The organism is Achromobacter sp. ACM05 (genome assembly GCF_019218915.1).
GTDB lineage: Bacteria > Pseudomonadota > Gammaproteobacteria > Burkholderiales > Burkholderiaceae_B > Achromobacter > Achromobacter animicus.
Genome location: NZ_JAHUWQ010000001.1, coordinates 1,140,026 through 1,153,059 on the forward strand (window position 1 = coordinate 1,140,026; position 13,034 = coordinate 1,153,059).

The 13,034-nt window shown below is 66.3% G+C and carries 14 protein-coding genes; 6 read left to right on the plus strand and 8 right to left on the minus strand.

Features of this window, described 5'->3' with window-relative positions; translation table 11 throughout:
• Positions 1 to 41 precede the first annotated feature (41 nt).
• From KW836_RS05240 to KW836_RS05260, 5 genes are all read right to left on the minus strand, one after another.
• A complete protein-coding gene (locus tag KW836_RS05240; protein ID WP_175139007.1) occupies positions 42 to 563 on the minus strand; it encodes a class IV adenylate cyclase in 522 nt (173 codons plus the stop codon).
• Positions 564 to 577: 14 nt separating this feature from the next.
• Positions 578 to 1,204, minus strand: a complete 627-nt coding sequence (locus tag KW836_RS05245; protein ID WP_175122062.1) for a pyridoxamine 5'-phosphate oxidase family protein — start codon at positions 1,202 to 1,204, stop codon at positions 578 to 580.
• 12 nt (positions 1,205 to 1,216) lie between these two features.
• Positions 1,217 to 1,843, minus strand: a complete 627-nt coding sequence (locus KW836_RS05250) for an HAD hydrolase-like protein (protein WP_175122063.1) — start codon at positions 1,841 to 1,843, stop codon at positions 1,217 to 1,219.
• 64 nt (positions 1,844 to 1,907) lie between these two features.
• The gene (locus tag KW836_RS05255) at positions 1,908 to 2,474 is read right to left on the minus strand and encodes a hypothetical protein (RefSeq protein ID WP_175122064.1); all 567 of its coding nucleotides are present in this window, start codon (positions 2,472 to 2,474) and stop codon (positions 1,908 to 1,910) included.
• A 36-nt stretch (positions 2,475 to 2,510) separates the two neighbouring features.
• Complete coding sequence (locus tag KW836_RS05260; RefSeq protein ID WP_175122065.1) at positions 2,511 to 3,101, minus strand: TIGR00730 family Rossman fold protein; 591 nt, start codon at positions 3,099 to 3,101, stop codon at positions 2,511 to 2,513.
• A gap of 234 nt (positions 3,102 to 3,335) precedes the next feature.
• Here KW836_RS05260 and KW836_RS05265 point away from each other — a divergent pair, with 234 nt between their 5' ends.
• Positions 3,336 to 3,893, plus strand: a complete 558-nt coding sequence (locus tag KW836_RS05265) for a bacterioferritin (protein WP_175139008.1) — start codon at positions 3,336 to 3,338, stop codon at positions 3,891 to 3,893.
• Between the two features lie 79 nt (positions 3,894 to 3,972).
• Here the strand turns inward: KW836_RS05265 and rimO are convergent, their stop codons facing one another.
• The 3 genes from rimO to KW836_RS05280 all read right to left on the minus strand — a co-directional run bounded on the left by rimO (position 3,973) and on the right by KW836_RS05280 (position 6,536).
• Positions 3,973 to 5,319 carry a 30S ribosomal protein S12 methylthiotransferase RimO gene (gene rimO, locus KW836_RS05270; RefSeq protein ID WP_175122773.1) on the minus strand — a complete coding sequence of 449 codons (1,347 nt, stop codon included), beginning with the start codon at positions 5,317 to 5,319 and terminating at the stop codon, positions 3,973 to 3,975.
• Between the two features lie 142 nt (positions 5,320 to 5,461).
• A complete protein-coding gene (locus KW836_RS05275; protein WP_175122067.1) occupies positions 5,462 to 5,713 on the minus strand; it encodes a DNA-binding transcriptional regulator in 252 nt (83 codons plus the stop codon).
• Positions 5,714 to 5,903: 190 nt separating this feature from the next.
• On the minus strand, positions 5,904 to 6,536 hold the full coding sequence (locus tag KW836_RS05280) for a LysE family translocator (protein WP_218342612.1): 633 nt from the start codon (positions 6,534 to 6,536) through the stop codon (positions 5,904 to 5,906).
• A gap of 95 nt (positions 6,537 to 6,631) precedes the next feature.
• Between KW836_RS05280 and rsmB the strand changes: the two genes are divergently transcribed.
• Genes rsmB through trkA form a run of 5 tightly spaced genes read left to right on the plus strand, consistent with a single transcriptional unit; the run spans position 6,632 to position 12,994 of the window.
• Positions 6,632 to 7,969 (plus strand): 16S rRNA (cytosine(967)-C(5))-methyltransferase RsmB, encoded by a 1,338-nt coding sequence (rsmB, locus tag KW836_RS05285; RefSeq protein WP_218342613.1) that lies wholly within the window; start codon positions 6,632 to 6,634, stop codon positions 7,967 to 7,969.
• A gap of 39 nt (positions 7,970 to 8,008) precedes the next feature.
• The gene (locus KW836_RS05290) at positions 8,009 to 8,599 is read left to right on the plus strand and encodes a DUF4390 domain-containing protein (protein ID WP_175122070.1); all 591 of its coding nucleotides are present in this window, start codon (positions 8,009 to 8,011) and stop codon (positions 8,597 to 8,599) included.
• Complete coding sequence (locus KW836_RS05295) at positions 8,596 to 10,911, plus strand: ATP-binding protein (RefSeq protein WP_175122071.1); 2,316 nt, start codon at positions 8,596 to 8,598, stop codon at positions 10,909 to 10,911. The genes KW836_RS05290 and KW836_RS05295 overlap by 4 nt, the downstream gene beginning before the upstream one ends.
• Before the next feature lie 11 nt (positions 10,912 to 10,922).
• On the plus strand, positions 10,923 to 11,618 hold the full coding sequence (locus tag KW836_RS05300; RefSeq protein WP_218342614.1) for a response regulator: 696 nt from the start codon (positions 10,923 to 10,925) through the stop codon (positions 11,616 to 11,618).
• Positions 11,615 to 12,994 carry a Trk system potassium transporter TrkA gene (gene trkA, locus KW836_RS05305; protein WP_175122073.1) on the plus strand — a complete coding sequence of 460 codons (1,380 nt, stop codon included), beginning with the start codon at positions 11,615 to 11,617 and terminating at the stop codon, positions 12,992 to 12,994. Before KW836_RS05300 ends, trkA begins: the two co-directional genes overlap by 4 nt.
• The last annotated feature ends 40 nt before the right edge of the window (positions 12,995 to 13,034 follow it).

Consider the following 13,034-nt stretch of genomic DNA (forward strand, 5'->3'; position numbering starts at 1 on the left):
ACCCGCCCCAAGACAGATCACGCCCGGCAGCGCGCGAGGCATCAGCCCTTGTGGCGCGCCGCCAGCAGATCCAGGTAGGCGCCCGACAGCAACTGCTCGGGCGCGACGCCCAGGCCGGCCATCAGCGTGCGGGCTTCTTCCATTCCCGCCTCGACGGTCTCGCCCTCGCGCAGCACCACCTCCAGTTCCAGGAATTCGCCCAGGCCTTCCACCCGGTCCAGATGGATGCGGGTGCGTCCGGCCATGAAGACCGTACGGTGCTTTTTCACGCGGCCGATCACGCCGTAGGCGTGCGATAACGCCTCGCGCAGGGTGTCGGGTTCGTCCGTGGGCGAAATGACGTAGAAGCTTTCCTTGGGACCGCTGTCGTCGGCGCGCTGATAGAAGATCAGCTCGCCCGAGCCATCTGCGAAGGCGCGCAGTTTCAAGCGGCCATTGGCGCACGTGAAGAAGGTGTCGTCCTGGTCGATGAACGCCGGTTCCTGGCCGGACAGCGCCGCGGCCAGGTGTTCGATGGCGTCCAGGCTGTCGACCCGCGCCTTGATTTCGACGTTGCGTGCCATGGGCGCCTCGGAGTTCAGTAAAGCGAGCTGGCCACGCGCGCGGGCAGGTCGCGGTCGTAGGCCACCCCGTCGAAGGTGCCGGACGTCAGGTCGGAAAGCATCCGGCCGACGCTGGGCAGCGCGGTGCGGGGAATCTGCGTGTCCGGATCCCACAAGCGCGAGCGCAGCAGCGCGCGCGAGCACTGGAAGTAGACCTTGTGCACGTCGACGATCAGCACGGAGCGCGGCAGCTTGCCGTCCATCTCGAAGCGCGCCAGCAGTGCGGGGTCGACGCTGATGCGCGCCGTGCCGTTCACGCGCAGCGTCTCGCCCACGCCCGGCACCAGGAACAGCAGGGCCACCCTCGGATCGGCGATGACGTTTAGCAGGCTGTCCACGCGGTTGTTGCCACGGCGGTCGGGCAACAAGAGCGTCTTTTCGTCTTCCACCACGACGAACCCGGCGGGGTCGCCGCGCGGCGAGGCGTCCAGCCCGTCCGGTCCTGCGGTCGCCAGCAGCGCAAAGGGCGCGGCTTCGATGAACGCGCGGTAGTGCGGATGCACGTGGTCAACCTCCTTTTTCAGGGAGGCTTCGCCGGGCGAACCGTAAAGCGCTTGCAGGGCGTCGGCGTCGGTAATCAGGTGGGCGGGATCGGTGTGCATGGGATCTGGGCGTTACGCCAGTGCGTTGGGAAGGTCTTCGACCGTCAGGAAGAGTTCATCGGGGCCGCGGCCGCGCAGGGCGTCCGGGTGGTTATAGCCCCAGGCGACCGACCCGACGCGCACGCCCGCCTTGCGGGCCGCGTCGATGTCGCGCATTTCGTCGCCCACCAGCAGGAAGCGCTCCGGCGCGGTGCCGTGCTGCTTGAGCAGGCGGTCGATCTTGGCGGCCTTGCCGAACAGGTCGGTGCCGCATTCATAGTCGTCAAAGAGCGCGGCGGTTTCTTCGCCCAGCACGCGCTGCACGTTCTCGACGGAGTTGGAGCTGACCACCGCCAGTCGCAGGCCGCTCGCCTTCAGGCGGGCCAGCGCGTCGGGGATGCCGTCGAACAACTGGACGCTGGGGTCGATGTCCTGCATCAGCGTGCGCACGTGCGTCATGATCGCGGGCAGCTTCCACAGCGGGATGTTCAGGTACTTCAGGATCTCCATCGCGTCGCGGCTGCGCAGTTGCTCGCGCTCGGCCGCATCGATCTGGCGGAAGTTGTACTTGTCCGCGACGGTGTTGAGGATGGAGTTGAACCACGGCATGGTGTCTGCCAGGGTTCCGTCAAAGTCGAAGGCTGCGATGTCGTATTTCAATTCTTGAATCCAGTGCCGGCAGGCCGGTCAAGAACGCCCGTTTCACAGGCGCCTTGCGCGAGCCCTACACGCCGTGCGGGTGAAGAAGATAGTGCACGACCGGCGCCAGGTCTTCAAGCGGCGGGGCGCCGGCGACCACGCGCGCCGCGCTGGTCCAGGGATAGTCCAGGGCCAGCAGCCAGCCGAACACCGCGGCCGAATTGGCGGGCGGCAGGCTGACCATGGTTTCGATCGTGATGGTCAGGCGTTTGGCGCGATACGGGTCGGGCTGAAACGCCCAGTCGTAGCGGCCACAGCCCACGCGCACGTTGCCGGTGGCTTTTTCCGTCATGCCGACCAGCCAGTCGCAGTGGTACTCGGACAGGCGCGCATCGGCGTCCGGGCGCGACAGGTAAAAGGTGTAGACGTTGTCGTAGGTCTGCCCGAACTTGCGCACCAGCGTGTCGGTGATGGCGGCCAGGCCATGCGATTCGGGCGGAAAGGCGATGGCCTGCGTACGCAGGGCCATCTTCAGCACGGCGTCGGGCGCAAAGGCACGGGCCATGTAATGCGGGCGGTTCTCGTCCTTCGCGTGAAAATAGTCGCGCAATACGGACTCGGTGCAGGCGGGGAACAACGAATCGGTGGGCATTGCGGGGGGCTTCCGTTCAGGTCTCAAGCGTCGGTGTCAGGGCTTTCTGACCGGATCGAACCATTTCGAGACGTTGGGCGGCTCGTAGATGGCGTAGCGATCCAGCAGCAAGGCGGGGTCTTCTTCCACCACCAGCATGTCGCGATGCTGGGGACGGATGAATGCTTCTTCCACGGTGTGGTCGATGAATTGCATCAGGGCATCGTAGTACCCGGCGACGTTCAGCAGTCCGCAGGGCTTCTGGTGCATGCCCAGCTGCGCCCAGGTCCATACCTCGAAGAACTCTTCCAGCGTGCCGGCGCCGCCGGGCAAGGCGATGAAGCCATCTGACTTCTCCATCATCATGGCCTTGCGCTCGTGCATGTTCTGCACCATGTGCAGCTCCGTCAGCCCCAGATGCGCCTGTTCCTTCTTCAGGAGCAGTTCGGGAATCACGCCGATCACGCGGCCGCCGCCGGCCAGCACTTCATTGGCCACCACACCCATGATGCCGACGATCGATCCGCCGTACACCAGGCCCAAGTCGCGCTTGACGAGTTCGCGCGCCAGCACGCGGGCCTGCTCGATGTAGTCCGGGCGCGTGCCCGGGTTGGAGCCGCAATACACGCAGATATTCTTCAGGGTCATAAAAACGGTGGGAAATTGCCGGCCGCGTTACAGATTGCGTCACGATGCCTTTCGCGAAGCCGATAGTTTACGCAAGGTTGCGCAGGAGCCTTTTTGCGGCCGGCGCGGTCCGGCCGCGCGGCGCGGGCAATGTTTGGACACAGCATGTTCCGGCATGGCCGGTAGACTGAATATTGCGAAAACGACTGGAAGTCCAGCGTCGTGCTGCTTTCACTGACTAGAGGAGCTAACGATATGGAACAAGCAACCCGCACTCCGCAGCAAACCAAACGTCCCTTCGACATGGACGTGCAGGCGATTCGCGCCAAGGCGCGCAAGGACATCGAATCCGGCGCCATCACGGACACCTACCGCGCAGACCGCGAAACCGTGCTGAAGCTCCTGAATGAAGCGCTGGCGACCGAAGTGGTCTGTGTGCTGCGCTATAAGCGCCACTACTTCATGGCCCGCGGCCTGAACGCCGAACCCGTCGCCGCCGAGTTCGCCGAGCATGCGACGCAGGAACAGGAACACGCCGACAAGCTGGCCGAGCGTATCGTGCAGTTGGGCGGCGAGCCGGATCTGTCGCCCAAGGGGCTGCTGGAGCGCAGCCACTCGGAATACGTCGAAGGCAATACGCTGGAAGAGATGATCAAGGAAAACCTGATCGCCGAGCGGATCGCCATCGACAGCTATCGCCAGATGATCGAGTACATCGGCGAACAGGACACGACCACGCGCCGTCTGCTGGAAGAAATCCTGGCCGTTGAAGAGGAACACGCCGACGATCTGTCGGACTTCCTGGAAAAGTGACGCGGCGCTGATCCGCCAAAGCAAAACGCCGTCCGGCGCGCGATGCGCCGGACGGCGTTTGTTCTGAAGTCGCCCTGGATCAGACCACGTCGGCCCAGAGATCGTATTCGTCGGAGTCGGTGACGCGCACGCGCACCATGTCGCCCGGCTGCAGGGGCTTGTCCGAACTGACGTAGACGCAGCCGTCGATTTCAGGCGCGTCGGCGGCGCTGCGGCCCACGGCGCCGTCTTCGTCGACCTCGTCGATCAGCACGTCGATCTCGCGGCCCACCTTGAGCGCCAGGCGCTCAGCTGAAATGGTTTGCTGCAGCGCCATGAAACGTTCCCAGCGGTCCTGCTTGACGTCGTCCGGCACCGGATCGTCCAGCAGGTTGGCGGGCGCGCCTTCGACGGGCGAATACTGGAAACAGCCCACGCGGTCGAGCTGCGCTTCCTGCATCCAGTCCAGCAGGTATTGGAAGTCTTCCTCGGTTTCGCCGGGAAAGCCCACGATGAAGGTCGAGCGGATCGTCAGGTCCGGACAGATCTCGCGCCAGCGCTTGATGCGCGCCAGCGTCTTGTCCTCGAAGGCCGGGCGCTTCATCAGCTTCAGGATGCGCGGGCTGGCGTGCTGGAACGGAATATCCAGGTAGGGCAGGATCTTGCCCTCGGCCATCAGCGGAATCACTTCGTCCACGTGCGGGTACGGATACACGTAGTGCAGGCGCGTCCAGACGCCCATTTCAGACAAGGCCATACAGAGCTCGGTCATGCGCGTCCTGACCGGGCGGCCGTTCCAGAAGCCGCTGCGGTACTTCATGTCCACGCCGTACGCGCTGGTGTCCTGCGAGATCACCAGCAGCTCTTTGACGCCCGCCTTCACCAGACGCTCGGCTTCGTTCAGCACGTCGCCCACGGGACGGCTGACCAGGTCGCCGCGCATCGAGGGGATGATGCAGAAGCTGCAGCGGTGATTGCAGCCTTCGGAGATCTTCAGGTAGGCGTAGTGGCGCGGCGTGAGCTTGACGCCCTGCGGCGGCACCAGGTCCACGTAGGGGTTGTGGTCCGTGCGCGGGGGCGCCGCGCTGTGCACGGCGCGTACGACCTCTTCATATTGCTGAGGGCCGGTCACCGACAGCACGCTGGGGTGCACGTCGCGGATCACCGATTCTTCGACGCCCATGCAGCCGGTCACGATGACCTTGCCGTTTTCAGCAAGGGCCTCGCCGATGGCTTCCAGCGACTCGGCCTTGGCGCTGTCGATGAAGCCACAGGTGTTGACGACGACCACGTCCGCATCGTTGTACTCGGGCGTGACTTCGTAGCCTTCGGTGCGCAACTGGGTCAGGATGCGTTCGGAGTCGACCAGGGCCTTCGGACAGCCCAGCGATACGAAGCCCACGCGCGGCGCGCGGCCGGGGTTGGCCTCTTGCGCGGCGGCCGTGATGGCATCGAGCGTGGCGTTGTTGCCGTTGCTGGGGGCAGCGCCGGCGCCTTTGCCGGGGCGGGAATGTTCAATAACTTCCAATCTAATTCACCGTAGGTTCGCGCACGGGCATTCGGCGTGCGGCGGGGTCATCGTCAAAGATTCAGGGCCAGGCCGGAGCGTCCTGGGAGGACAGGTGGCGCAGCGTTTCCGGATGAAGCATGGCGACGCGCAGCAAGGTCTGCGCGGCGCCGGAGGGGTTGCGCCGGCCTTGCTCCCAATCCTGCAAGGTGCGCACGCTTACGCCCAACAACTCCGCGAAATCCGCCTGCGGCAGGCCCACGCGATTGCGCGCTTCGCTGATATGCGACGCCTGCCACCGGACGGACCGGGCAGGCGGTACAGCCTTCTTCATAACTCAATCACTGGGAGGGGGCGGTGCGGCATTCATTCGCGCCGGCGGGCATTCGGCCGGCGGCCGCACCGATGGGGATAGCGGGGCAGCGCAGGATTATACGGCATTGCCGTAGGCGGGGATAGCACGGGATGGTGGGGCCCGTCCGGCAACGGGGGACGGAAAGCCGCGTGGAACCGGGGCCCGCGATTCAGGCCGCAGTGCGGCGATACAGCGCCAGCGTGCCCGCCAGTCCGATCAGCATGCCGCCGCAGATCCGGTTCAGCCAGCGCAGGCCGCCTGCCCGGAAGGCGCGCACCATCTGCGCGCCCAGCGCCGCATAGGCCAGCATCGTCGCCACGTTCAGCAGCGCCAGCACGCCGGCCAGGATGGCGTATTGGGCGGGCAGGGGAGCGGCGGGGTTGATGAACTGGGGCAGGAAGGCCGACATGAAGAGCAGGGCCTTGGGATTGGTCAGGGCCACGACGAAACTGCGCAAGCCCAGCGACAGACCGGCGGGGCGGCTATCGCGGGCGTGTTCGGACGGCAGCGTCAGCGCCGCGTCCGAACGCAGGAGTTTCCAGCCCAGCCAGGCCAGGTACGCCGCGCCCACCCATTTGACGATCTGGAAGGCGACCTCGGAGGCGGCCAGCAGCACACCCAGGCCGCAGGCCACGGCGCCGATCAGGACCAGATCCGCCAGCACCGCGCCGCCCATGCCCCAGCAGGCGGCGCGCACGCCGTGGCGCGAGCCGTTGCTCATGGCGAGCAGCGTGGTGGGGCCGGGCGTGACGATGGCGACGGCGGAGGCCAGGACAAACAGCAGCAGCGTGGCGAGGGTCATGACGGGGCTCCAGGGCAGGGAGCCAGTGTGCCGCGCGGGCCGCCGTCCGTCCAGGTCCGGGCTACCATAGCGGTCTTACTCTTTGATTTCGCACCATGTCCACCCGTCCTGACTCCCCCAATCTGGCCCCCCCGCTTTCTTCCGTACTTCTTGCCAGCGCGGGGGTGGTGGAGGACGTGCTCGACGGGCGCTCGCTCACGGAGGCGCTGGCCGAGGTCGATGGCGCGCTGCGTCCGGCCACGCAGGCCGTGTCGTTCCACGCGATGCGCTACCTGGGCTGGGCAGACGCCGTCGGCCGCGAGATGGTGCAGCGTTACCCCAGCGTGCTGTTCGAATCCCTGCTGCTGGTGTCGCTGACGCTGCTCAAGGAAGAGGGCGATGCGGCCGTCGCCCTGCCCGGCATGCCGGTCTACGCCCCGCACACGGTCGTCGACCAGGCGGTGTCCGCGGCCGCCGGGTCGCGCGCCCTGGCGTCCTACAAGGGGATGCTCAATGCCTGCCTGCGCCGTTTCCTGCGTGAACGCGCCGCGCTGGAGGCCGCGGTGGCCGACAGCCCCGAGGCGCAATTCAATCATCCAGGCTGGTGGGTCAAGCAACTTACCGTGGCTTATCCGAAGCAATGGCGCGAGATCCTGACGGCGTCCAATCTTCCCGCCCCGCTGACCTTGCGGGTCAACCGCCGCCGCGCCACCCGCGAGCAGGTGCTGGCCGCCTTTGAAGAGGCGGGCCTGGCGGCAGAAGCCGTGGGCCAGTCGGGCGTGGTGCTGGCCACGCCCAAACCGGTGACGCAGTTGCCGGGGTTTGCCGAGGGCTGGTGGTCGGTGCAGGATGCGGGCGCCCAGCTCGCGGCCGAACTGCTGGCCCCTGCCGACGGCATGCGCGTGCTGGACGCCTGCGCGGCGCCCGGGGGCAAGACGGCACACCTGCTTGAAATTGCCGATATCGACCTGCTCGCCCTGGATGCCGACGCCGACCGTCTTGGCCGCGTAGAACAGAACCTGGAACGGCTGGGCCTGGGCGGCGGCCATGTCCGTCTGAAGGCGGCCGACGCCGCCGACCTGGACGCCTGGTGGGACGGCAAGCCCTTTGACGCCGTGCTGGCGGACGTGCCGTGCACGGCATCGGGCATTGTCCGGCGCCACCCCGACATCCGCTGGCTGCGCCGCGAAAACGACCTGCGCCGCACCGCCAGCCTGCAAACCCGGATCCTGGACGCGCTGTGGTCCACCGTGGCCCCCGGCGGCCGGCTGCTCTATGTGACGTGCTCGGTGTTCCCGATCGAAGGCACGCGCCAGGCCCTGGAATTCCTGCAGCGCCATTCCGACGCGACCCGCCTGGACGCGCCTGGCCAATTGCTGCCAGTTGCGGTCGATGCAACACCCGCGGCGCAACACGACGGGTTTTTCTACGCCTTGTTTGCCAAGCAGTCCTGAATCCCGAAGAATAGGGGCATGACGTAGTTCCGGTGCCGTATGTCCATTATTTCGCGCGTATTTCTTGGGTTGTTGCTGGTATCTGCCGTGCTTTTGACTGCGCCGGGTGGTGTGGCTCACGCGTCCGAGCCGCGCGTGACGCGCGTGGAGCCGGTGGTGCGCGACGGCAACCTGGAAATCGACGCGGACATCGAATTCGAGCTGAACCAGCAGTTGCGCGACGCCGCCCAGCGCGGCGTCGCGCTGTATTTCACGGCTGACCTGACCATCACCCGAGAACGCTGGTACTGGTTCGACGAGTCGCTGGTGGACACATCGCGCACCTGGCGTGTGGTCTATAACGCGTTGACCCGCCAGTGGCGGGCGGGCGTGGGCGAGCTGTCCTTTCCGGTGGCCTCGCTGGACGATGCCATGAGCGCCATCCGGCATATCCGCAATTGGCGGGTTGCGAAGGCCGGCGAGTTTGATGCGGGGTCGCAATACAACGGGCAGTTGCGCCTCCGGCTGGATACGTCGCTGTTGCCCAGGCCGTTTCAGGTCAACGCCCTGAACAGCAGCTCGTGGGCGCAGGCGACGCCGTGGATGGACTTCTCGTTCATGTTGGGCGACAAGGAGAAAGATCCCTCATGAGGCTTTTGCTTCGGCTGGCGCTGATGGTCGGCGCCGTGAGCGGCCTGGCGCTGCTGGGCCTCTTGGCCTGGTCCACCGGAAACGCCTCGCGTTTTGCGCGCTACTACGACACGCTGCTGGTCCTGAACGGCATCTTTGCGCTGGCGCTCTTTGTCTGGGTTGTCGCGCTGACGGTGCGGCTGGCCCGGCAGATCCGGCGCCGGCAGTTCGGCGCGCGGCTCACCGCGCGCTTTTCCCTGGCTTTCGCCCTGATCGGCGTGGTGCCCGGCGCGCTCATCTACACCGTGTCGGTGCAGTTCATGTCGCGCTCGATCGAATCCTGGTTCAACGTGCGCGTGGACACGGCGCTGGAAGCCGGCCTGAACCTGGGCCGCGCCGCGCTGGATTCGCTGCTGGCCGACCTGGACGCCCGCGCCCGCTCGATGGCCGTGGAACTGAACCGCAGCACCGACAGCGGCGTGACGCTGGCGCTGACCCGGCTGCGCGAGGCCAACGGCGTGCAGGAAGCCATGGTGTTCACGGGCAGCGGCCGGATGGTGGCGTTTTCGACCAGCCAGTACGGCCAGTTGCTGCCGGCCATGCCGCCTTCCACCGTGATGAATCAGCTGCGGTTGGCGCGCGGTTATTCCGCGGCCGAAGCCGACGATCCGGTTACCGCGGGCGCCGAAGGCGGCCTGCATCTGCGCGTGGTGATCCCGCTGAACGGTCCGGACCGCTACGACAACCTGCTGGGTCCGGCCTCCGAGCCGCGCTGGCTGCAACTGCTGCAGCCGGTGCCCGAGCAGATCGCGCACAACGCCAACCTGGTGCAGCAGGGCTTCCGGGATTACCAGGAACTGGCGCTGTCGCGGCTGGGCCTGCGCAAGCTCTATGGCATCACGCTGACGCTGGCCCTGCTGCTGGCCGCGTTTGGCGCCATCGCGGTGGCGCTGTCCCTGTCCAAGCGGCTGGTGCGCCCGCTGCTCAGCCTGGCGGGCGGCACGCAGGCGGTGGGCGTGGGCGACTACCGGCCCCTGCCCGAGCCGCCGGAACGCGACGAAGTCGGCCAGCTCACGCGGTCGTTCAACGCCATGACCCGCCAGCTCGACGAAGCGCGCCGCATGGTCGAAAGCAATCGCCAGCAGCTCGAACGCTCCAACGTCTATCTGGAAAGCGTGCTGTCCAACCTGTCTTCCGGCGTGCTGGTGTTCGACGAAGCGTTCCGCGTCACCACCGTGAACCAGGGCGCCCAGACCATCCTGGGCGCGGACCTGCGCTCGGTTATCGGCCGCCCGCTCGAAACGGCGGACGGCATGCTGGAATTTGCGAATATCGTGCGCCAGGCGTTTTCCACGCACGCGGCGGTCGGCTCCGAGCGCCAGCACTGGCAACAGCAATTTGAAATTGCGCCCGCCCAGACCGAAGGCGAGACCGCATCCCAGCCGCTGACCTTGCTGGCGCGGGGCACGCACCTGCGCGTCGATGGGCGCGGCAACGGTTATCTGGTGGTGTTCGACGACATCACCGAAGTGATTTCCGCCAACCGGACCGTGGCGTGGGGCGAGGTGGCGCGCCGCCTGGCCCACGAAATCAAGAATCCGCTGACCCCGATCCAGCTCTCGGCCGAGCGCCTGGCCATGAAGCTGGAAGGCAAGCTGCCGCCCGCCGAGGCGCAGATCGTGGCGCGCTCCACCAACACGATCGTGAACCAGGTGGCGTCGCTCAAGCAGATGGTGGACGACTTCCGCGAGTATGCGCGTACGCCGCCGGCCGTCATGCAGCGCATCAATTTCAACGCGCTGGTGGCGGACGTGTTGTCGCTCTATGGCTGGGAACCCGAGGGCGCCCCGTCGCGCCTGACGGAAAAGGCCTTGAATCTGGACGTCAACCTGGGCGCCGACCTGCCCGATATCGAAGGCGATCCGACCCAGCTCCGGCAGGTGATCCACAACCTGCTTTCCAATGCGCGCGATGCGATCGCGGAACTGGGCGGGCAGGGCCGCGTCAGCGTGACGACCCAGCTCATGCGCAGCGAACAGCCTGATCGTGTGGCGCATCAGGCGCTGCGTTTCACGGTGGCGGACACGGGTCCCGGCTTCCCGCCGCAGGTCATGCAACGCGCATTTGAGCCCTACGTAACCACAAAGTCCCACGGGACTGGGTTAGGATTGGCAATCGTCCGCAAGATCGTGGAAGAGCATGGCGGACGTATCGACCTTGCCAACCGCAAGGAAGGAGGGGCGCGGATTTCCATCCTGTTGACCCGGCTCGCGCCCGGGTCCGACACTATGGACGCCACCGCGCAAGAAAAGGATAATGCGGCTACGCAATAGGTGGATGCTTTATGGCCAGAATTCTGGTGGTTGACGACGAAGTCGGTATACGCGAACTGTTGTCGGAAATCCTTTACGACGAGGGACACACGGTCGAGCTGGCCGAAAACGCGGCGCAAGCGCGCGCTGCCCGTCTTCGCATGCGTCCCGATCTGGTGTTGCTGGACATCTGGATGCCCGACACCGACGGCGTCAGCCTGCTCAAGGAGTGGGGCTCGCAAGGCTTGCTGGACATGCCTGTCATCATGATGAGCGGCCACGCCACCATCGACACGGCGGTCGAAGCCACGCGCATCGGCGCCATGGATTTCCTCGAAAAGCCCATTACGCTGCAGCGTCTGCTCAAGACCGTTGCCGCGGGTCTGGCGCGTGGCCGCGTGCCGCATGCGGCGCCCGCCGCCGTCAATCCGGCCGTCGCCAGCCCGATCGTGGCGCTGGAAGACGAACTGGATCCGCCCGCCGCGCTGGCCGCCGTGTCCGCCAACGATGTGCCGGCCACGTCCAACGGCCAGCTGGGCAGCATCTCGCTGGACCAGCCGCTGCGCGAAGCGCGCGACGAATTCGAGCGCATCTACTTTGAATACCACCTGGTCAGGGAAAGCCACAGCATGACGCGCGTGTCCGAACGTACCGGGCTGGAACGCACCCACCTCTACCGCAAGCTCAAGCAATTGGGCATCGAGTCCGCGCGCAAGCGCAGCACATGAAGATCCTGATCATGGGCGCTGGTCGCGTAGGCACCAGCGTGGCGGAAAACCTGGTGTCCGAGCAAAACGACATCACGGTCATCGATTCCGACCCCGCCCAGTTGCAATACCTGCAAGAACACTTTGACCTGCGTGTCGTCCTGGGTGACGGCTCGCAGGTTTCTGTTTTGGAAAATGCCGGCGCCGCCGACACCGATCTCTTCATCGCCTGTGCGGCGTCCGACACCGCCAACATGGTGGCGTGCAAGGTCGCGCGCCAGCTGTTCAATATCCCCCGCCGCATCGCCCGTATCCGCTCCGCTGAGTTTCCCGAGCATCCGGAACTCATGAGCGAAGAAGGCTTTTGCATCGACGCGCTCATCAGCCCCGAACGCAGCGTCACCACCTACCTGCAAAGCCTCATCGAATTCCCCGAGGCCCTGCAGGTCGTGGAATTCGCCGAAGGCCGCGTCAGTGTCGTGACCGTACGCGTGGGGCATGGCAGCCCGATGGCGCATTCGTCCGTGGACAAGCTGCGCGACGTCTGGCCGGACGTGAAGGCGCGCGTCATCGACGTCCTGCGCGACGGCCGTCCCCTGCGGGCGGGCAGCGGCACCGTCATCGCCCCGGGCGATGAAGTCGTGCTGGTCGTCGATTCCGACCACGCGCGGCGCGCCGTGCGCAAGCTGCGCGACGCCGAGCGCGCGGTGCGCCGCGTCATGATCGCCGGCGGCGGCAACATCGGCCTGCGCCTGGCGCGCCAGCTTGCCGAGGAAAAGTACAGCGTCCGCATCATCGAGCACGACCTGAAGCGCTGCGAATACCTGGCGACCCAGCTTCCGGACAGCGTGCTGATCCTGCACGGCAGCGGCACCGACGAGGCGCTGCTCGAGCGCGAGAACATCGAGGACATGGACACGTGGCTGGCCCTGACCAGCGACGACGAAGACAACATCATGTCGTCGCTGCTGGCCAAGCGGTTGGGCGCGCGCAAGGTGATCGCGCTGATCAACCGCCACGCGTACGGCGAACTCATGCAGGGCAGCCACATCGACATCGCCGTGTCGCCGTCGCAGGCCACGATGAGCGAACTGCTGCGCCACGTGCGCCGGGGCGACGTGGTGGCCGTGCACCGGCTGCGCCAGGGCGTGGCCGAGGCGCTGGAGGCCATTGCCCACGGCGACCGCTCCACGTCCAAGGTGGTGGGACGCGCGGTGGGCAAGATCAGCCTGCCCAAGGGCGCCAGCATCGGCGCGCTGGTGCGCGGCGAAGAAATCATCCTGCCGGATGCCGACACCGTCATCGAAACCGACGACCACGTCATCGTCTTCGTGCCCTCGCGCCAGCAGATGCCGCGCGTGGAAAAGCTGTTCCAGGTTTCGGCCTCGTTTTTCTGATGCGCCGCCCCGTTCACCCCTTGCGTGGGCCGCGAGCGGC

What these genes read in the sequence shown, in the direction of transcription:
- KW836_RS05240 (WP_175139007.1), bottom strand. Translation starts at nt 563, where the DNA reads ATGGCACGCAACGTCGAAATCAAGGCGCGGGTCGACAGCCTGGACGCC.
- KW836_RS05245 (WP_175122062.1), bottom strand. Translation starts at nt 1,204, where the DNA reads ATGCACACCGATCCCGCCCACCTGATTACCGACGCCGACGCCCTGCAA.
- KW836_RS05255 (WP_175122064.1), bottom strand. Translation starts at nt 2,474, where the DNA reads ATGCCCACCGATTCGTTGTTCCCCGCCTGCACCGAGTCCGTATTGCGC.
- KW836_RS05260 (WP_175122065.1), bottom strand. Translation starts at nt 3,101, where the DNA reads ATGACCCTGAAGAATATCTGCGTGTATTGCGGCTCCAACCCGGGCACG.
- KW836_RS05265 (WP_175139008.1), top strand. Translation starts at nt 3,336, where the DNA reads ATGGAACAAGCAACCCGCACTCCGCAGCAAACCAAACGTCCCTTCGAC.
- KW836_RS05275 (WP_175122067.1), bottom strand. Translation starts at nt 5,713, where the DNA reads ATGAAGAAGGCTGTACCGCCTGCCCGGTCCGTCCGGTGGCAGGCGTCG.
- KW836_RS05280 (WP_218342612.1), bottom strand. Translation starts at nt 6,536, where the DNA reads ATGACCCTCGCCACGCTGCTGCTGTTTGTCCTGGCCTCCGCCGTCGCC.
- rsmB (WP_218342613.1), top strand. Translation starts at nt 6,632, where the DNA reads ATGTCCACCCGTCCTGACTCCCCCAATCTGGCCCCCCCGCTTTCTTCC.
- KW836_RS05290 (WP_175122070.1), top strand. Translation starts at nt 8,009, where the DNA reads ATGTCCATTATTTCGCGCGTATTTCTTGGGTTGTTGCTGGTATCTGCC.
- KW836_RS05295 (WP_175122071.1), top strand. Translation starts at nt 8,596, where the DNA reads ATGAGGCTTTTGCTTCGGCTGGCGCTGATGGTCGGCGCCGTGAGCGGC.
- KW836_RS05300 (WP_218342614.1), top strand. Translation starts at nt 10,923, where the DNA reads ATGGCCAGAATTCTGGTGGTTGACGACGAAGTCGGTATACGCGAACTG.
- trkA (WP_175122073.1), top strand. Translation starts at nt 11,615, where the DNA reads ATGAAGATCCTGATCATGGGCGCTGGTCGCGTAGGCACCAGCGTGGCG.